This window comes from Streptomyces sp. NPDC054765 (assembly GCF_053612065.1).
Genome location: NZ_JBSHBP010000006.1, coordinates 81,341 through 99,083, shown reverse-complemented (window position 1 = coordinate 99,083; position 17,743 = coordinate 81,341). Strand labels below are relative to the sequence as shown.

Below are 17,743 nucleotides of genomic sequence, written 5' to 3'. Positions count from 1 at the left end.
CAAGGAGGCCCAGACTCATGCAGTCCATCCCTGTGGACACCTCTCGGCTCGGCGTACTGCGGTGCGCGGTCGAGCCTGAACCGAAGATCGCGGACTTCGAAACCAAGCAGGTCAAGAAGGACCGCGACGGAAACACCATCTACACCGTTGGCGTGACGGTCCGTCAGGACGGGCGTCGGGTCTCGGTGATCGAGATCGCCGTTCCCGGCGAGCCCAAGGGAGTCGTGGAAGGCACCGAAGTGCGCGTGACCGGCATGGAAGCCTTCGCGTGGGCCATGGGCGACCGGCACGGAATCAGCTTCCGAGCGTCCGCCGTCACCCCCGTACCCGTTGCGCCTGCCGCGGCTGCCGGCTCTGCGGGCAAGGGGGGTGGCGCCTGATGGGGTCGATCCTGTTCACCTGTGCCCTCGCGCTGCTGATCTGGGTGCTGGTCTTCGGCAACGAGCTGCAACGGCGGCAACCGCAGAGGCACTGGTACCTCGCCGCCTACCCCCTCACCGCGCTGCGCGTGGTGTTCACCTGGCGCCGGGTCGCCTACCTCAACGGCCTGACCGTCTCCCACAAACCGAACAGGCGCGTCCTGGGTGACCTGGAGGTCAAGGGCGAGCCGCTGCGCACACGCACCCCGCGCCTCTCCTTCCCGCGCGCCACACCGTACGGACTGGAAGCGCGCGTCCGGCTACATGCGGGGCAGACTCCGGCGCCCTTCCTCGCGTCGTCCGACGCTTTCGCGCACGCCTGGCGCGTCCATACAGTGCGCGTCGTCTCCCCGGAACGTGGCGTCGTGTTGATCACGGCAACGGCCCGTGACCCGTTGGAGCACACGGACCACCCCGCGGCGGGGTCGGCGGCGCTGCTGTCGGCGACGGTCGGCACGCTGGAGAGCGGCCGTGCCTGGGGGATGGACTTCCGGCGGGTGCCGCACTGGCTGATCGTCGGCGCAACGCAATCGGGGAAGTCCACGCTGCTGGCGCGGCTGGTCACCGAGCTTGCTCCGCAACCGGTCGCCCTGGTCGGTATCGACTGCAAGGGAGGCATGGAACTGGGCCTGCTGGAAATGCGGCTCTCGGCTCTGGCCACCTGCCGCAGCGAGGCGGTGACCGTGCTGGCCGCGCTGGTCACCGAGATGCAGGACCGCATGAGGACCTGCCGTTTTGCGGGGGCCCGCTCGATCTGGGAGCTACCTGAGAAGGCGCGGCCGGTCCCGGTCGTCGTGATCGTCGATGAGCTGGCGGAGCTGTACCTGACCAACGGCAGCAAGGAACAGCGCGCCGAAGCCGAGGAGTGCACGACCTACCTCTTGCGGCTTGCCCAGCTCGGCGCAGCCCTCGGCATGCACCTGGTGGTGGCCGGCCAACGCGTGGGCTCGGACCTCGGGCCCGGCGTCACCGCACTACGGGCCCAGCTCAGCGGCCGGATCTGCCACCGGGTCAACGACCCCGGCACCGCCGAAATGGCACTCGGCGACTTGAACAAGGACGCGGTAGTTGTCGCGCAGTCCATCGGTGAGGCCGAGCGCGGAGTCGCGGTCACCACCGGCGACATGGGCGGCTGGATGCGTGGCCGGTCCCATCTGACCACGCCGGCCGAAGCGCGAGCGGCAGCGGCGGAGTTCGCCAGGATGACGCCTCGTCCGCCGTTCCTGGCACACACCCGGAGGGGGGACGCTCGTATGACCGAGCAGTCAGCCGTACTGCTGGCCCTGGTCTTCGGGATCATCACCGTACTCCTCGTCCGCTCCCGCGACGTCAAGTGGTGGGAGGCGGCCCTGATCGGCCTGTTCGGCATGTACGTGGGCCAGACCCCCTTGGTCTTCGCCGCAGACGGCCTCGTGCACTGGTTCATCTCCATCGCCACCCGCACCTGACAACCAGAAAGACGCCAAGCGATGCCCATGTGCCGCGTCCGCTGCCCCGTCTGCAAGGGGCAGCGCTACCGCAAGACCCCCACTGGCCACCGGCGGCGCTGCCGCTGCTGCCGGGGCACCGGAACCATCCGCTAACCACCCACCCGACCCAGCCCAAGGAGTGATCGCCATGGACCCATCCCACCCAACCGCCACCATCCGCGCCGCCTCGGCGGCCCACCCCGGGAGGTCCCCACCATCACCGCCGAGACCACCTCGGCTGACCGGCGCGCCGCACTCAACCGCGCGGCGCGCCTCCGTCAGCTCTCCGAGATCGACCGCGATGCCATCCTGCTGGCCCAGGACTCGCAGTTTTCCCGTTGGCTCGCCCAGGTCACCGCTACCGGCGGCTGCGCCCACCCGATCCACCTCAAGGGCGCCACCACCACCCGCGACGGCGCGACCGGCGAGATCCTGCACCACTACGACACCGCGCACGAGCCGGGCGAGCGGCTGCTGGTCCGCTGCCGTAACCGCCGCGAGACCGTATGCGCCCCCTGCTCCCGCCTCCACGCCGGCGACACCTTCCACCTCGTCCGCGCGGGACTCGTCGGAGGCAAGACCGTACCGGCGGACGTACGGGAACACCCCCGGCTGTTCGTGACCCTCACCGCCCCCTCATTCGGGCCCGTGCACCGCGTCACCGCAGACAACGAGCGGTGCCACCCCCGCCGCAACGCCGGCCACTGCGAACACGGTCGGCCGCTCGGCTGCCCCGCCACCCACGACCCCGCCGATCCGCTCGCCGGACAATCCCTGTGCCCCGACTGCTACGACTACCCGGCCCACGTCCTATGGCACGCGCACGCCGGACGGCTGTGGAAGGCATTCACGGACAACCTCTACAACCACCTCGCCGCCCGCACCGGGCGCACCCGCACCGGCCTGCGCCGTGCGGTCCGCATCTCCTACGCCAAGGTCGCCGAGTACCAAAGGCGCGCCGCCCTCCACGTTCACGCGGTGGTGCGTCTTGACGGCGCGAACGGACCTGGTGATCCGCCACCGGCATGGGCGACTTCTGACGCCCTCGGCACCGCTGTACGTACGGCTACCGCGGCCGTTCACCTGTGTGCCGCGCACAGCCGGGCTCTGGGAGAACACGAACTGCGCTGGGGCTCCCAACTCGATGTCCGGCCGCTCCGAGCCTTCGGCGGAAGTGAAGGTCTGGCCGACGACGCCGTAGCCGCCTACGTCGCCAAATACGTCACCAAGGGCGCGGCCGAGACCGCTATCGGCCTGGATCACCCGATCACCAGCCCGGACGACATCACCGCGGGCCGGTTGTCAGCTCACGTCCGGACCCTTATCTCTACGTGCTGGAGGCTCGGCGGCCTCCCCGAGTTGGCGCCGTTGCGCTTGCGCGCTTGGGCTCACACCCTCGGCTACCGGGGCCACATCCTCACCAAATCTCGTGTCTACTCGACGACTTATGCAGCTCTGCGCGCCGAGCGTGCCGAGCACCAGGGCGCCACCACCAGGGAGCACGTCGCCGGCATTCCCGATGCCGTAACCGATGCGCACTGGCGCTATGCCGGATCCGGCCACTCCCCCGGTGCGGCCCTCATCGCCGCCGGTGTCGCCGAAGACCTCGCCCGCAGTCGCGAGATAGCGCAAGAGGAACGTATTTCAGACCGGCATTGGCGGTGGAGCGGTTGACGGGGGTCGGCATGCAACGAGTTGAGGTAGTGCTCAAGAAGGGAGAGAAGCTAACTCCAGCTGAGTGGCAGCGACTTTTGCGGTTGCTCTTCGGCTCCAGCACACGCAGCGCGGGCAATATCCGATAGTCCCAACTCAGCCTCAGTTCTGGGCGATACGCTGTCGTACAACAAAGCGCCCCGGCGACGGCTGCAACCGTCCCGGGGCTGGCCGACTGGTAGGAGTCGACATGGCCAATAGAACCACACTGAAGCGCGGAGCAACCGATGTAGCCTCCCGCGCGGTCGCCGGGCGTACCCTCAGGGCGGTTGACTACCTCCGGGTGTCAACCGAAGAACAGCGGAAGGGCTACGGCGTCGCGAGCCAGGGCCGGAAGACTGCCAAGTACATTGCGAGCAAGCAATGGGAGCACGTCGACACATATGTCGACGACGGCGTCAGCGGAAGCCTGGCTGCGGAAGACCGCCCCCACCTCAACCAGCTGATGGCAGACGCCCACGACCGCGCTTTCGACGTAGTGGTCGTTAAAGAAGGGCGCGCGATCGGACGTAACGGGCGCGCCTTCTGGCGGTGGGTCTGGGCGCTGGAAGATATCGGCATCTTCGTCGCCATCTCGGAAGACGACATCGACAACACCACTGCCGGTGGCCGCAAGGAAATGCGGCGCCAAGCGGACTACGCCGAAACCGAGTGGGAAACGATCCGCGAGCGCACGCAGGGCGGCCTTCAAGAAAAGGCGGAAGACCCGAACTCTCCGCACATCGGGGGGCGGCCTCCTTACGGCTACCGAATCGAGGATCAGGGAAAGGTCGGGCTCTCACGTCTCGTCATCGACTCGGCGGAGGCCGCGGTGATCGGCCGTGTTCATGATCTGGTGGTGAACGACGGACTGAACTTGCGGCAGGTCGCGATCCGGCTGAACGCCGAGGGTGTCACTACTCGCTCCGGGCGACCGTGGTCCCGCGAAAATCTCCGCGACCGGATCATGTCGCGCGCGGTGCTCGACGGGGTGATGCTGTTCCGCGGCCACCACGCGGCGACCGATGCCGACGGCAACACCGTGTGGGGGGACCGTGTCGTCATCCCCCTCCCCCGCATCCTCGCCGAAGGGGAAGCGGCGGCGCTGCGTCGAGGGGTGGTTTCGACAGCCAAGAAGAGTTCCGGCAACCGTGCCTTCTACCCCGTGTCCGGCCGGGTCATCGGCCTGTGCGGGGCTCCTTACACCGGGCACAGCCGCGAATCGATGGAGCCGAGAGGTCGCTTCTACCGGTGCAGCGGGAAGAAGGACAAGGACCTCACGGCTGAGGTGTGCGAGTGCTCGTACATCAACGCCCCGGCCCTGGAATCCGCAGTGTGGGCCGAGATCGTGAAAGCACTCGGTGACTCCAACAAACTGGAAGAACTGGCGGCCGAATGGGTGGGCATGGCCGACGGCGACGTCTCGGCGCACGAACAGCGCATCGCTGACCTCGATCAGCAGATCGCGCGTCTTGACTCCTCCATCACGGCAGTGATCGTCGCCACCGCCAAGAGCACGGCCGGGCAGGACGACGCTCCTCAGGCCATCCAGGCCGCCACCGATGCCCTGCAAACCGAGCGTGCACAGTTGCAGGCCATGCGCGACGATGCGGCCGACTGGCTGGCGGAGAAGGAAGCCGCGGGAAACAGGGCTCGTGAGCTGGCGGAGATCGCCAAGATGGCTCGCGAGGAACTCGCCGCAGTGGATGCGCACCGGCAGGCGGACTACATGTCGCTGCTCAAAGTGCAGGTGTTCATCACGGGGCCGGTACCCGTGCGCAAGGGCGGCGTGCCCTGCCCCGTCCAGCGGTGGTACCGGTCGGCGGGCCTCACCACGGTTCCGGCCGCCGAACTCTCCGACGCCGACTGGGAACGGATCGCGCCTCTGCTGCCGAAGGGGCGCCGGGACACCGTCCGCCGTTCGGTGAACGCGATCTTCTGGAAGGCCCGTACCGGGGAGTCGTGGAACGCAGTTCCCTCCGAGACCGCCCGACCGCACTCGGCCGCCTGTCACTTCCTGGCCTGGTCCAAGAACGGCACCTGGGCCCGGGTCTCAGCAGCGCTCAACGGGACCGCCCAGTGCCCGCTGCCCGCCGATGAGTTGCTGCCTCCTATGCGGGTAGAGGTGGAGCTCGACCCGCGTCTGATGCTGCTACCCGAGGAACTATCCCGAACGGGATGGTGATGATCAGGATGCAGCAGATGATGCCCGCGACGACGTAGCCGATCGCCAGCCACAAGCCGCTGAGGACCAGCCAGAGGACGTTAAGGATGAACTTCATGATCGGCAGCCTTCCACGGGCACGACGGAGAATGTCTCTGCCGTGCCAGACGCGCTGAGCCGGGTGAACCGTTGCACTCATGATGCGACGGGCGCCTGGTGACGGCCACCGGTCCCCGGGGGGTCAGGGGCGGCGGCCCGCCAGCTGTTCGAGGCGGGCGATACGTTCGTCCATCGGGGGGTGGGTGGAGAACAGCCGGGACAGGCCGTCGCCCGGCCGGAACGGGTTGGCGATCATCATGTGGCCGGCGGTTTCCAGGCGCGGCTCGGGCGGGAGCGGCAGCTGCCGGGTGCCGGCCTCCAGCTTGCGCAGGGCGGAGGCCAGGGCCAGCGGGTCGCCGGTGAGCTGGGCACCGGAGGCATCGGCCTGGTACTCGCGGGAGCGGCTGACGGCGAGCTGGATGAGCGAGGCCGCGACCGGCCCGAGGATCATGACCAGCAGCATGCCCAGGAGGCCGGGGCCCTCATCGTCGTCGGAGCGGCCTATGGGGATCAGCCAGGCGAAGTTGACGAGGAACATCACGACGGAGGCCAGCGCGCCCGCGACGGAGGAGATGAGGATGTCGCGGTTGTAGACATGGCTGAGCTCATGGCCGATGACGCCGCGCAGCTCGCGTTCGTCGAGCAGCTGGAGGATGCCGTCGGTGCAGCAGACCGCGGCGTTGCGGGGGTTGCGGCCGGTGGCGAAGGCGTTGGGCGCCTGGGTCGGGGAGATGTACAGGCGCGGCATGGGCCGGCGGGCCGTGGTGGAGAGCTCACGGACCATGCGGTAGAGCTGCGGTGCCTCGAACTCGCCGACCGGGCGGGCGCGCATCGCCCGCAGGGCCAGTTTGTCGCTGTTCCAGTACACGTAGGCGTTGGTGCCCAGGGCGACGACGACGGCGATGATCAGGCCCGTACGGCCGAACAGGCTGCCGATGACGATGATGAGGGCGGACAGTCCCCCGAGGAGTACGGCGGTCCTGAGCCCGTTGTGCCGGCGGTGCACCGTACGCCCTCCAAGCGGTGCGGCAGGGGAACCCTGTGCTGCGTTTCTCCACTCTCCGGTGGACCCTTACTCACTGGTCAACGCGAGATGAGGGAGCCTGGTTCCCCGGTGCCCGGGAGGCGGGCCGGGCGGGGCGCCCGGTGGCGGCCGGTGGGGCGTACCGCCGTACGGATGCCGGGGGCCGGTGCGGGACGGGCAGGGCGGGCGGGACGGGTCCGGGCGGCCGCGCCCGGCCGTCAGAGCAGCGAACCGGAGGCGAAGCGCAGGACGAGCTGCGGGGCGCCGGAGAGGGCGATGCCGAGGACGGCGGCGAGCGCGATGGCGGTGGCGAGGGGCGCCGGGACCCCGGCGTGCGGCGGCTGCCCCGTGCGCGCGGCCTCGGACGCCTCGGCGTCCTCCGCGGCCTCCGCTTCCCCGGCTCCCCGGAAGAGGAGCGTGGTCCACTGCAGGTAGTAGTAGAGCGCGATCACGACATTGACGGCCATGATCACCGCGAGCCAGGCCAGTCCCGCGTCGACGGCCGCGGAGAACACCGTGACCTTGGCGAACAGGCCGATGACGCCGGGCGGCAGACCGGCCAGGCAGAGCAGGAAGAAGCCGAGGGCGAGCGCTGCCAGGGGGCGGCGGGCGTACAGGCCCCGGTAGTCGGTGAGGCGGTTGGCGGGGTGCGTACGGGCCACCAGGGCGGCGACGGCGAAGGCGCCGAGGTTCACGACCGCGTACATCAGGGCGTAGGCGACGGTGGAGCCGATGGCGCGCGCCGGGTCGTGGAGGTAGCCCGCCGCCGCGATCGGGACCAGGAGGTAGCCGGCCTGGCCGACCGAGGACCAGGCGAGCAGGCGTACGGCGCTGTGGGCGCGGCGGGGGTCCTGGCGCAGGGCGGCGACATTGCCGACGGTCATGGTGAGCGCGGCGAGGACGGCCAGTGCCGGGCCCCAGACGTGCGCGTACGAGGGGAAGCCCTGGACCGTGACGAGGATCAGGCCGGAGAAGCCGACGGCCTTGCCGACCACGGAGAGGTAGCCGGCGACGGGGAGCGGCGCGCCGACGTAGGTGTCCGGCACCCAGAAGTGGAACGGGGCGGCGGCCGTCTTGAAGGCGAACCCGACCAGGGTGAGGGCGGCTCCGGCGCTCGCCAGGGTGGCCAGGCGCGGGTCGGGGAGGGCGGCGAGGGCGTGCGCCACCTGGGAGAGGTGCAGGCTGCCGGTGGCCGCGTACAGGAAGCTCACGCCGAGCAGCATCACGGCGGTGGCCGTCACGGAGGACAGGAAGAACTTGAGGGCGGCCTCGGAGGAGAGCCGGTCGCCGCGGCGCAGCCCGACCAGGGCGAAGGCGGGCAGCGAGGCGACTTCGAGGGCGATGACGAGGGTGGCCAGGTCCCTGGAGGCGGGCAGCAGGGCCGCGCCGGCCGCCGAGGACAGCAGCAGGAACCAGTACTCGCCGGCGGGCAGGTCGCAGTCCTTGAGGGTGTCGATGGACAGCAGGGCGGTCAGCAGCGCCCCGCCGAGCACCAGGAACTGGATGACCAGGGCGAACGGGTCGGCCACATAGCTGCAGACGTCGGGGTGGCCGGGCAGGCAGAAGGTGCGGCGGTCGCCGTTCAGGAGGGGCAGCAGGGACAGCGCGGCGAGCGCGAGGCCCGCCGTCGCGATCCACCCCAGCAGCGGCTTGCGGGCCGCCGGGAGGAAGAGGTCGGCGACGAGGACGACCAGGGCGACGGCCGCGGCGAGGGTGGGCGGCGCGAGGGCGAGCCAGTCGACGGACTGGACCAGAGAGGTGACCGTGCTCATCACTTACCGCCTCCGAGGAGCTGCTGGACGGCCGGGTCGGTGAGGCCGAGGAGGGCCGCGGGCCACAGTCCGGCGAGGACGGTGAGGACGGCGAGGGGGGTCCAGGCGGCGTACTCGTAGCGCGCGAGGTCGGGGATGACGGGGGCCGGTGCGGCCGGGACCACCGTGACCGCTTCGGCCGCGGTGGCGGTGCCTTCCTCGATCGCCGGGACGGCTTCCGCGACCGTCGGGGTGCCGCCCATGCAGACGCGGCGGACGACGAGCAGCAGATAGGCGGCGGTCAGCAGGGTGCCGAGGCCGGCCATCACCATGAACGTCAGGAAGGCGGGGCGGCTGAGGCCGGCGGCCGGCCGGAAGGCGCCGAACATTGCCAGCATCTCGCCCCAGAAACCGGCCAGCCCGGGGATGCCCAGCGAGGCGACCGCCCCGAAGGCGAGCAGGCCGCCGAAGCGGGGGGCCTTGCCGTAGAGGGCGGCGCCGGTGCTGCCCGAGAGGGCGTCGAGGTCGGTGCTGCCGTAGCGGTCCTTGAGCGCGCCGACGAGGAAGAAGAGCAGGCCGGTGATCAGGCCGTGGGCGATGTTGGCGAACAGCGCGCCGTTGACGCCGGTGGGGGTCATGCTCGCGATGCCGAGCAGCACGAAGCCCATGTGGCCGACGGAGCTGTAGGCGATCAGGCGCTTGAGATCGCCCCCCGCGCCCTTGCGGACGAGGGCGAGGCAGGCGAGCGAGCCGTAGATGATGCCGACGGCGGCCAGCGCGGCGAGGTACGGCGCGAAGGTGTGCATGCCCTCGGGCGTGATGGGCAGCGCGATCCGTACGAACCCGTAGGTGCCCATCTTCAGCAGGACGCCGGCCAGCAGCACCGAGCCGACGGTGGGGGCGGCGGTGTGGGCGTCGGGCAGCCAGCTGTGCAGCGGCCACATGGGGGACTTGACGGCCAGTCCGATGCCGATCGCGAGCACCGCCAGCAGCTGGACCGTGTGGCTGAGCTGGCCTTTCGGCCCGTTGTCAGTGGCGAGTGCCACCATGTCGAACGTGCCGGATTTCACGCCGATGAGGAGGAGGCCGAGCAGCATCACGACGGAGCCGAGCAGCGTGTAGAGGATGAACTTCCAGGCCGCCGCCTGCCGTTGTGCGCCGCCCCAGCGGGCGATGAGGAAGTACATCGGGATGAGGACCGTCTCGAAGGCGAGGAAGAACAGCATCAGGTCGAGGACGGCGAAGGTGGCGAGGGTGCCGGCCTCAAGGGTGAGCAGCAGGGCCACAAACGCCTTGGGAGACGGGCCCCGATGGGCACGCGTAGCGCGCAGCGCTTCCTTCGGAGGGCGGTGCTGGGTGACGGGCGGGTGGAAGTAGCTGTAGAGCGCGCAGAGAAAGGTCAGCAGCGCGGTCAGCACGACAAGGGGGAGCGAGATGCCGTCGATGCCGAGGTGGATGCGGATGTCCAGCGCCGGGATCCAGCTGATGTCGGTGGTGGCCTGCATACGGGCCGGGTGGTCGTGGTCGAAGCCGATGGCCAGCGCCAGGGCGGCGGCGAACACGACGCCGGTGACGGTCACGCCGTGGCGCAGTACGGCCTGGTCGGGGTTGCGGCCCCGGAGACCGGGGGGCGCTGGGAGCAGGGCGCCGACCGCTCCCAGCAGGGGGAGGACGACGACCGCCACGAGGAGGTACTGCAGAGCGGTGGGGTTCACGGGTCAGGCCCTCCTCAGGGTTCCGGCTCCGGCGAGCCCGGCCGTACGGGGTGCCGGACGGTGGCGCGGGGTGGGTGCACCGGGGGTGTGCGGCATCGGTCAGGCTCCCGTGCCCGTAGCGACGAGGACGGCGGCGACGGCCAGCACGAGCGAGCCCGCCAGCAGCGCGGCGAGGTACGTCTGCACGTTTCCGGTCTGGGCGCGGCGGACCGCGGCGCCCAGCAGACGGGGTGCGGTGCCCGCGCCGCGGACGTAGGTGTCGACGACCTCGCGGTCGAGGAAGCGGACGAGTGTGGCGGCGGCGCGTACGGGCCGGACGAAGAGGGCGGAGTAGACGGCGTCGAGATGGAAGCCGACGGCCGCGTGGCGGTGCAGCGGGCCCAGGAGGAGACGGCCGGGGTCGGCCGGGTCCGGGGCGGCGGCGTTGTCCCCGTAGACCGGGGTGTGGATGTCGATGGCCACCTCCTCGGCGAGCGCGGGGGTGGCGTCCGCAGCTGCGGCGACCGCACCGAGGGGGGTGCGGGCGGCGAGCGTGGTGGTGTGCCGCCAGGCGGCATAGGTGACCAGGCCGCCGACGAGGGCGATACCGGTGCCCAGGACGGAGGTGGTCAGGGTAGGTGCAAGCGAACGCCCGTCGAACCAGCCGGGCAGGAAGGGGGCGGCGAGGCCGAGCGCGACGGTCGGGACGAAGAGCACCCACAGGACGGCGTTCATGGCGACCGGCTGCGGGCCGTGGTCGGGGACTTCGGCGCCCTTGCCCTTGAAGGCCAGCAGCCACAGGCGGGTGGCGTAGGCCGCGGTGAGCAGGGCGGTGAGCAGTCCGGAGACCAGTACGGTCCAGCCGGCCGCGCCGGGGATGCCGTGCGCGGCGCCGGTGGCGGCGTGTTCGGCGGCGCCCAGGACGGCTTCCTTGGAGAAGAAGCCGGCGAACGGCGGGATCGCGGCGAGCGCGAGCAGCGCGACGGTCACCGTCCAGTAGGCGTCCGGGATGCGCCGGGCCAGGCCGCTCATCCGGGACATGGCGGCCAGCGAGTTGGTGCCCGCGGCGTGGATGATCACGCCCGCGCCGAGGAAGAGGAGGGCCTTGAACGCACCGTGCGAGATGAGGTGGAAGACGGCGGCGCCGCGGTCGCCGACGGCCAGCGCGCCGAGCATGTAGCCGAGCTGGCCGACCGTCGAGTAGGCCAGGACGCGCTTGATGTCGTCCTGGGCCAGCGCGGCCAGGCCGGAGCCGACCATGGTGATCGCGGCCATGACGGCGAGGACGACCAGCGCGGCCGCGGAGGCGGCGAAGACGGGGAGGAGACGGGCCACCAGATAGACACCGGCCGCCACCATCGTCGCGGCGTGGATCAGCGCGGAGACCGGCGTCGGGCCGGCCATCGCGTCCGGCAGCCAGGTGTGCAGCGGGAACTGCGCCGACTTGCCCGCGACGCCCGCCAGCAGCAGCAGCGCGATCAGCGTCGGGTGGTCCAGGCCGCCGGCGGCGACGGAGCCGAGGATGCCGGTGATACGGAACGTCCCGGCGTCGGTGGCCAGCGCGAAGATGCCGAACAGGAAGGGGACGTCGCCGAGCTTGGTGACCAGGAACGCCTTGAGGGAGGCGGAGCGGGCCGCCTCGGTCTCCCAGTAGTGGCCGACGAGGAAGTAGGAGCAGATGCCCATGACTTCCCAGCCGACCAGCAGCACCATCAGGTCGCCGGTGTAGACGACCAGCAGCATCGCGGAGGTGAAGAGCGAGACCAGCGCGGCGTAGGAGGGGTAGCGCGGATCCTCGCGCAGATAGCCGGTGGAGTAGATCTGCACACAGGTCGCCACGACACCGACCAGGACGGCGATGAGCGCGGCGAAGCCGTCGATGTGCAGGGCCAGGTAGAGGGGGATCGAGCCGGTCGGGGTGAACTCGGTGGCGACGTCGGTGGCCGGGCCGGTGCCCTGTCCGACGGCGACGCACACGGTGAGCGCGGCCGCGGCCAGCGTCGGCAGCACGGCCAGCGGCCGGACGAAGCCGGGCGCGCGACGTCCCAGGAGGAGGCCGGCGACGGCCCCGAGGAAAGGCAGGAGGGGAACGAGTACGGCGGTGGTCGTGAGGGTCACGCGGCGGCCTCCGCCGTGGTGTCCGGCTGCGGGTCCCCGTCCGCGGCACCCGGCTTCTCGGCGAGGTCACGGAGCCGGTCGATGTCGGAGCTGCCGCGGTTGCGGTAGACGAGCAGCACGATCGCCAGGCCGATGCCGATCTCGGCGGCGGCGATGGCGATGGTGAAGAGGGTGAGGGCCTGGCCGGTGTGCAGGGTGTCGCGCAGCCAGACGTCGAAGGCGACGAGGTTGAGATTGACGGCGTTGAGCATCAGCTCGACGGACATCAGCACCAGGACCGCGTTGCGTCGGGCGAGCACGCCGTACAGCCCGGTGCAGAAGAGGAGGACGGCGAGGACGGCCGGGTAGACGAGATGCATCAGCGCTGCTCCTCTCGCGGGGCGGGGGGCGCGGGGGCGCGGAACGCCCCGTCCTTGAGAGCCGCCGCCCCGGGCTTGCCCTCGCCCGTCTTGCGCGACAGCACGATCGCCCCGACGAGCGCGGCCAGCAGCAGCACGGACAGCGCCTCGAAGGGCAGCACCCAGTACTGGAACAGGCTGCGGCCGGAGACTTCGGCGGTGCCCTGCGCGGCGCCGTCGAGGTTGACCCAGGTGGCGCGGAAGGCATCCACGACGACCCAGACCAGCGCGGCGGCCGAGGCGAGGGCCACCGTGAGCGCGGCCCAGCGGTTGCCCGAATCGGCGTCCGGGGAGCGGCCGATGGGCGCCTTGGTGAGCATCAGCCCGAAGAGCAGGAGGACGACGACCGAACCGACGTAGATCAGCACCTGCACCCAGGCGATGAACTCGGCCGTGAGCAGCAGGTATTCGACGGCGATCCCGCCGAGGGCGACGACCAGCCAGAGGGCGGCGTGCACCAGCTGCCGGGTGGTGACGGTGACGACGGCCGCGCCGAGGGTGGCGATACCGACGAGGACAAAGGCGATCTCGACACCCGTGGCCGAGAGGAAGCCATGGCCGGCTGCGGTGGCGGCGAGCGTCACGTTCCCTCCCCTGGGGTATCCGGTCGGTTCTGGTCTTCTGCCTGGTCCGGGGCCTGGCCCGGGGCCTGGTCCGGGGCCTGGTCCGGGGCCTGGCCCGGCGCCTGGCCCGGCGCCTGGCCCGGCGCCTTGGCCGCTTCGGCTTCGGCCTGCTGCCGGGCAGCGAGCTTGTCCGCGGCCTTGCGCGCGGCGGCGAGCTCCTTGGGCTCCTCGGCCGCCGGGTCGAGCGCCGGCGGCTCCGGCACCGTCCACATCCACTCGCGGAGCTTGTCGCGCTCATGGGTCAGCTCGCGGATGTCCGTCTCGGCGTACTCGAACTCCGGTGACCAGAAGAGCGCGTCGAAGGGACAGACCTCGATGCAGATCCCGCAGTACATGCACAGCGCGAAGTCGATCGCGAAGCGGTCCAGCACATTGCGGCTGCGCTCCCGGCCTCCGGGGGCGGCCGGCGGCACCGTCTCCTTGTGGGAGTCGATGTAGATGCACCAGTCCGGGCACTCCCGGGCGCACAGCATGCAGACCGTGCAGTTCTCCTCGAACAGCCCGATGACGCCACGGGTCCGGGGCGGCAGGTCGGGCTGGACGTCCGGGTACTGCGCGGTGACCGATCGTTTCGTCATCGTCCGCAGGGTGACGGCCAGCCCCTTGGCGAGGCCGGATCCGGGGAAGCTCATGACGAGATCACCACCTTGACGACGCCGGTGACGGCGATCTGGGCGAGGGCGAGCGGGATGAGGACCGTCCAGGCGAGCTTTTGCAGCTGGTCCTCGCGCAGCCGCGGGTAGGTCACCCGCAGCCAGATGACGATGAAGGCGAGGAGCACGGTCTTCAGCAGCGTCCACAGCCAGCCCAGGCCGTCGGCACCGAACGGGCCGTGCCAGCCGCCGAGGAAGAGGACGGAGGTCAGGGCGCAGAGGACGACGATGCCCGCGTACTCGGCGAGCAGGAAGAGCGCGAAGCGCAGCCCGGTGTACTCGGTGTACGCACCGAAGATGATCTCCGAGTCGGCGACCGGCATGTCGAACGGCGGCCGCTGCAGCTCGGCGAGCCCCGCGGTGAAGAAGACGACGCCGCCGACGATCTGCCACGGCACCCACCACCAGTGGAAGGCCTCGACGATGCCCGGCAGCGAGAGCGTGCCGGCCGCCATCGCGACGGAGGCCGCCACGAGCAGCATCGGCAGCTCGTACGCGAGCAGCTGCGCGGCCGTCCGCAGGCCGCCGAGCAGCGAGAACTTGTTGGCCGAGGCCCAGCCGGCCATCAGCGAGCCGAGCACGCCGACGCCCATGACGGCGAGGACGAAGAAGATCCCGGCATCCAGGGCCTGTCCGACGGCATGGTGCGGGCCGATCGGGATAGCGACCAGGACCAGGAGGTACGGCAGCAGGGCGACGGCGGGCGCGAGCTGGAAGATCCGCCGGTCGGCGCCGGCCGGGACGATGTCCTCCTTCTGCGCGAACTTCACCCCGTCGGCGACCAGTTGGGCCCAGCCGTGGAACCCGCCCGCGTACATCGGGCCCAGCCGGCCCTGCATATGGGCCATGACCTTGTGCTCGGTCTGCCCGATGACCAGGGGGAAGACCAGAAAGACGACGAAGACGGCGATGAGGCGCAGCCCGATGTCGAGAGCGTCGCTCATGGGGTGTCGCCTCCTGCCGGGTCTTGGGGGGTGTCCTGCTGGGGTCGGGGGGTGTCCTGCTGGGGTTGGGGGGCGGGGGCCGGGTTCGGCTTCGGCTCGGATGCGGTCTGCGGACCGAGCTCCGGGGTCGGCTCGGGTTCCGGTGCCGCCTCCTTCGCAGGCGCTGCCTTCTCCTCCGGCGCCGCCTTCTTCTCGGGCTCGTCGAAGGCGGGCCGGGCATGGTGCCAGGGCGCGTCCGAGGAACGCGGGGCCGTCTCCTTCGCGGAGGCCGCCGCCGGGCCTTCCTTGGCCGGGGTCTCCTTGGCCGGGGTCTCCGCCGACGGGACCTCATCGGGCGAGGCCGTGCCCGAAGTGGCCTTGGGCGCGGCCATCCCGGACGTCTCTTCGGCCCCGGCCGCCTCCGCCGCCGCCCGCCGCTGGGCTGCCGAGCCCTCGCTCGCCGACCGCGTACGCCGGGCCGGACGCTCCGCCCGCCCGGGACGTCCCTCGGCCACCGGGGTCTCGGCCACCGGGGTCTCGGCCACCGGTGTCCCGGCCGACTCCGCCGCCGTCTGCTGCTGGCCGGCCGAACCCGCGCTCGCGGTCCGCGTACGCCGGGCCGGACGCTCGCCCGCCGCCGCACCGGCACTACCGGCACCACCGGCCGCACGTGCACCACCGGCCGCCCGCACACCCCGCGCCGGACGCGCGGGCGCAGGCGGCAGCTGGCCCTTCAGCGGGCCCCACTCGTTCGGGTCCGGGACGCCCGGGGGCAGCATCTGACGACGCTTGGGCCCGCCGTGCTCGGACTCCCCCGGCTCCTTGGCCCCCGGCCACGCCTTGGCGACCCGCGCCGCCAGCACGAAGTCCTTGCGCAGCGGGTGCCCCTCGAAGGTGTCCGGAAGCAGCAGCGGTACGAGGTGCGGATGGCCGGTGAAGTCGACGCCGAACATCTCGTGGGTCTCCCGCTCGTGCCAGCCCGCACCCGCGTACACGCCGACGGCGGTGGGCAGCACGGCAGCCTCGTGCGGCACGGTCGTCCGCACGATCAGCCGGTGGACGGTGCCGGGACGCGCCACCTCCACGAGATGCGCACAGATCCGGAAGCCGGTGCCGGGCTCGTCGACGGCGCTCAGCCAGTCGAAGTAGCGGCAGCCGAGCCCGTCGCGGGCGGCCGTCAGCGCGGTGAGCCAGCCGTCCGCCGGGACGTCGACGGTCAGCAGGTCGTACGCCAGCTCCGCCGTGGCCCCGGCTCCGAAGATCTCGCTCGTGGGCCGCGGCAGCCAGCCGACAACGGGCTCGGCGACGGACTGTTCCGGCTGCTCGGGCTGCTCCGGCTGCTCCGGCTGCTCGGGGGTCTCGGTCGGCTGCCCGGGGGTCTCCGTCGGCTGCGCGGGCTGCTGGGGCTGCTCGGGCTGCTCCGGGGTCTCGGTCGGCTGCCCGGGGGTCTCCGTCGGCTGCTCGGGCTGCTCGCTCATCGAGGCTCCTCCCCCGGCGCCTTCGGATCGTCCGCCGGCTCCGGCGCGGGCGGTGTGACCAGCCCGCTGCGCAGTGCGGCCGCGGAGGGCCGGGCGGCGCCGCCCGTCGCGTACCGCTCCCCCAGCGACTCGCGCGCGATCTTCTCCTGAAGCTTGAGGATGCCCTGCAGCAACGCCTCGGGGCGCGGCGGGCAGCCCGGTACGTACACATCCACCGGGATGATCTGGTCGACGCCCTTGGTGACCGAGTACGAGTCCCAGTAGGGGCCGCCGCAGTTGGAGCAGGCGCCGAAGGAGATGACGTACTTCGGCTCGGGCATCTGCTCGTAGAGCCGCTTGACCGCGGGCGCCATCTTGTCGGTGACCGTGCCGGAGACGACCATCAGGTCTGCCTGGCGGGGGCCGGGTGCGAAGGGGATCACGCCGAGCCGGATGAAGTCGTGCCGTGCCATGGACGCGGCGATGAACTCGATCGCGCAGCAGGCGAGACCGAAGTTGAAGACCCACAGGCTGTAGCGGCGGCCCCAGTTGAGGACCACCTTCATCGGTTCGGGCGCGAGCCGGGCCAGGGCTCCCAGGCGCCGCGGCTCCGGCAGGAACTGCGGAGCGGCGCCCTCGGACGCGGCTGCGGAGCTGTGGGAGGCGGGGGTCACGTCCATTCCAGGACGCCCTTCTTCCATGCGTAGAGCAGGCCGACGGTGAGGAAGCCGAGGAAGATGAACATCTCCACGAGCGTCACACCACCGAAACCGGGGGCGGCGAAGATCGTCGCCCAAGGGAACAGGAAGATCGAGTCGACGGCGAAGACGACGTAGAGGAAGGCGTACACGTAGTAGCGGACCTGGGTGTGCGCCCAGCCCTCGCCGACCGGGTCCACGCCGCACTCGTACGTCAGCAGCTTCTCGGGCGTCGGCACCACGGGCCGCAGCAGCCGCCCGGCACCGAAGGCCACCGCGACGAAGAGCACCCCGATCACGGCGATGATGCCGACGACCGAGTAACCCTGGAAATAGTCCGCGGCGACGGTGGTGCGTACGGTCGCGTCCGGCACGTCCGCCCCTCGCTCCCTGACTGCGCTTGTTCAAACGACTTAGACGATCTGTACGCACGGGAGTCTAGGCCCTGCCCCGGCCGCGCCCCGCAGCCGCGTCGTCGCGGACGGTGGGCTTGTCCCTACTTCGCCCTACCTGGGCGGCAGGGAGCGGGGACGGTTGTCTCAGAAGGCGTCTCACGGACCG

General features: G+C 71.1%; 15 protein-coding genes and 1 pseudogene. 4 read left to right on the top strand and 12 right to left on the bottom strand.

Annotated features, from left to right (window positions below; genetic code table 11):
• The first annotated feature begins 17 nt into the window (after positions 1–17).
• From ACWGJY_RS06285 to ACWGJY_RS06270, 4 genes are all read left to right on the top strand, one after another.
• Complete coding sequence (locus ACWGJY_RS06285) at positions 18–380, top strand: SCO3933 family regulatory protein (protein ID WP_453259628.1); 363 nt, start codon at positions 18–20, stop codon at positions 378–380.
• Entirely contained in the window at positions 380–1,867 is a 1,488-nt protein-coding gene (locus ACWGJY_RS06280) for an FtsK/SpoIIIE domain-containing protein (protein ID WP_453259627.1), read from the top strand. Before ACWGJY_RS06285 ends, ACWGJY_RS06280 begins: the two co-directional genes overlap by 1 nt.
• A gap of 312 nt (positions 1,868–2,179) precedes the next feature.
• Positions 2,180–3,562, top strand: coding sequence for a replication initiator (locus ACWGJY_RS06275; RefSeq protein ID WP_453259708.1), 1,383 nt, complete (start codon positions 2,180–2,182; stop codon positions 3,560–3,562).
• 229 nt (positions 3,563–3,791) lie between these two features.
• On the top strand, positions 3,792–5,765 hold the full coding sequence (locus tag ACWGJY_RS06270; protein ID WP_453259626.1) for a recombinase family protein: 1,974 nt from the start codon (positions 3,792–3,794) through the stop codon (positions 5,763–5,765).
• On the opposite strand, the pseudogene ACWGJY_RS06265 reads toward ACWGJY_RS06270, so the two are convergent.
• The 12 genes and pseudogenes from ACWGJY_RS06265 to ACWGJY_RS06210 all read right to left on the bottom strand — a co-directional run.
• Positions 5,746–5,862 (bottom strand): annotated as a pseudogene (locus ACWGJY_RS06265) (YccF domain-containing protein); the annotation flags it as partial. The gene ACWGJY_RS06270 and the pseudogene ACWGJY_RS06265 sit on opposite strands and share 20 nt — an antisense overlap.
• A 123-nt stretch (positions 5,863–5,985) precedes the next feature.
• Positions 5,986–6,849, bottom strand: coding sequence for a zinc metalloprotease HtpX (gene htpX / locus ACWGJY_RS06260; protein WP_453259625.1), 864 nt, complete (start codon positions 6,847–6,849; stop codon positions 5,986–5,988).
• A gap of 236 nt (positions 6,850–7,085) precedes the next feature.
• Entirely contained in the window at positions 7,086–8,639 is a 1,554-nt protein-coding gene (locus ACWGJY_RS06255; protein WP_453259624.1) for an NADH-quinone oxidoreductase subunit N, read from the bottom strand.
• A complete protein-coding gene (locus tag ACWGJY_RS06250; protein ID WP_453259623.1) occupies positions 8,639–10,333 on the bottom strand; it encodes a complex I subunit 4 family protein in 1,695 nt (564 codons plus the stop codon). Before ACWGJY_RS06250 ends, ACWGJY_RS06255 begins: the two co-directional genes overlap by 1 nt.
• Positions 10,334–10,432: 99 nt before the next feature.
• Positions 10,433–12,430 carry an NADH-quinone oxidoreductase subunit 5 family protein gene (locus ACWGJY_RS06245; protein ID WP_453259622.1) on the bottom strand — a complete coding sequence of 666 codons (1,998 nt, stop codon included), beginning with the start codon at positions 12,428–12,430 and terminating at the stop codon, positions 10,433–10,435.
• Entirely contained in the window at positions 12,427–12,789 is a 363-nt protein-coding gene (gene nuoK / locus ACWGJY_RS06240) for an NADH-quinone oxidoreductase subunit NuoK (RefSeq protein WP_453259621.1), read from the bottom strand. The genes ACWGJY_RS06245 and nuoK overlap by 4 nt, the downstream gene beginning before the upstream one ends.
• The gene (locus ACWGJY_RS06235) at positions 12,789–13,412 is read right to left on the bottom strand and encodes an NADH-quinone oxidoreductase subunit J family protein (RefSeq protein ID WP_453259620.1); all 624 of its coding nucleotides are present in this window, start codon (positions 13,410–13,412) and stop codon (positions 12,789–12,791) included. Before ACWGJY_RS06235 ends, nuoK begins: the two co-directional genes overlap by 1 nt.
• A complete protein-coding gene (locus ACWGJY_RS06230; protein ID WP_453259619.1) occupies positions 13,409–14,083 on the bottom strand; it encodes a 4Fe-4S binding protein in 675 nt (224 codons plus the stop codon). The genes ACWGJY_RS06235 and ACWGJY_RS06230 overlap by 4 nt, the downstream gene beginning before the upstream one ends.
• On the bottom strand, positions 14,080–15,048 hold the full coding sequence (locus ACWGJY_RS06225) for a complex I subunit 1/NuoH family protein (protein WP_453259618.1): 969 nt from the start codon (positions 15,046–15,048) through the stop codon (positions 14,080–14,082). Before ACWGJY_RS06225 ends, ACWGJY_RS06230 begins: the two co-directional genes overlap by 4 nt.
• Positions 15,045–16,505, bottom strand: coding sequence for an NADH-quinone oxidoreductase subunit C (locus tag ACWGJY_RS06220; RefSeq protein ID WP_453259617.1), 1,461 nt, complete (start codon positions 16,503–16,505; stop codon positions 15,045–15,047). The genes ACWGJY_RS06225 and ACWGJY_RS06220 overlap by 4 nt, the downstream gene beginning before the upstream one ends.
• Positions 16,502–17,164 carry an NADH-quinone oxidoreductase subunit B gene (locus ACWGJY_RS06215; RefSeq protein WP_453259616.1) on the bottom strand — a complete coding sequence of 221 codons (663 nt, stop codon included), beginning with the start codon at positions 17,162–17,164 and terminating at the stop codon, positions 16,502–16,504. The genes ACWGJY_RS06220 and ACWGJY_RS06215 overlap by 4 nt, the downstream gene beginning before the upstream one ends.
• The gene (locus ACWGJY_RS06210; RefSeq protein ID WP_453259615.1) at positions 17,155–17,556 is read right to left on the bottom strand and encodes an NADH-quinone oxidoreductase subunit A; all 402 of its coding nucleotides are present in this window, start codon (positions 17,554–17,556) and stop codon (positions 17,155–17,157) included. The genes ACWGJY_RS06215 and ACWGJY_RS06210 overlap by 10 nt, the downstream gene beginning before the upstream one ends.
• Positions 17,557–17,743 lie beyond the last annotated feature (187 nt).

What these genes read in the sequence shown, in the direction of transcription:
- ACWGJY_RS06285 (WP_453259628.1), top strand. Translation starts at nt 18, where the DNA reads ATGCAGTCCATCCCTGTGGACACCTCTCGGCTCGGCGTACTGCGGTGC.
- ACWGJY_RS06280 (WP_453259627.1), top strand. Translation starts at nt 380, where the DNA reads ATGGGGTCGATCCTGTTCACCTGTGCCCTCGCGCTGCTGATCTGGGTG.
- ACWGJY_RS06270 (WP_453259626.1), top strand. Translation starts at nt 3,792, where the DNA reads ATGGCCAATAGAACCACACTGAAGCGCGGAGCAACCGATGTAGCCTCC.
- ACWGJY_RS06255 (WP_453259624.1), bottom strand. Translation starts at nt 8,639, where the DNA reads ATGAGCACGGTCACCTCTCTGGTCCAGTCCGTCGACTGGCTCGCCCTC.
- nuoK (WP_453259621.1), bottom strand. Translation starts at nt 12,789, where the DNA reads ATGCATCTCGTCTACCCGGCCGTCCTCGCCGTCCTCCTCTTCTGCACC.
- ACWGJY_RS06230 (WP_453259619.1), bottom strand. Translation starts at nt 14,083, where the DNA reads ATGAGCTTCCCCGGATCCGGCCTCGCCAAGGGGCTGGCCGTCACCCTG.
- ACWGJY_RS06225 (WP_453259618.1), bottom strand. Translation starts at nt 15,048, where the DNA reads ATGAGCGACGCTCTCGACATCGGGCTGCGCCTCATCGCCGTCTTCGTC.
- ACWGJY_RS06220 (WP_453259617.1), bottom strand. Translation starts at nt 16,505, where the DNA reads ATGAGCGAGCAGCCCGAGCAGCCGACGGAGACCCCCGGGCAGCCGACC.
- ACWGJY_RS06215 (WP_453259616.1), bottom strand. Translation starts at nt 17,164, where the DNA reads ATGGACGTGACCCCCGCCTCCCACAGCTCCGCAGCCGCGTCCGAGGGC.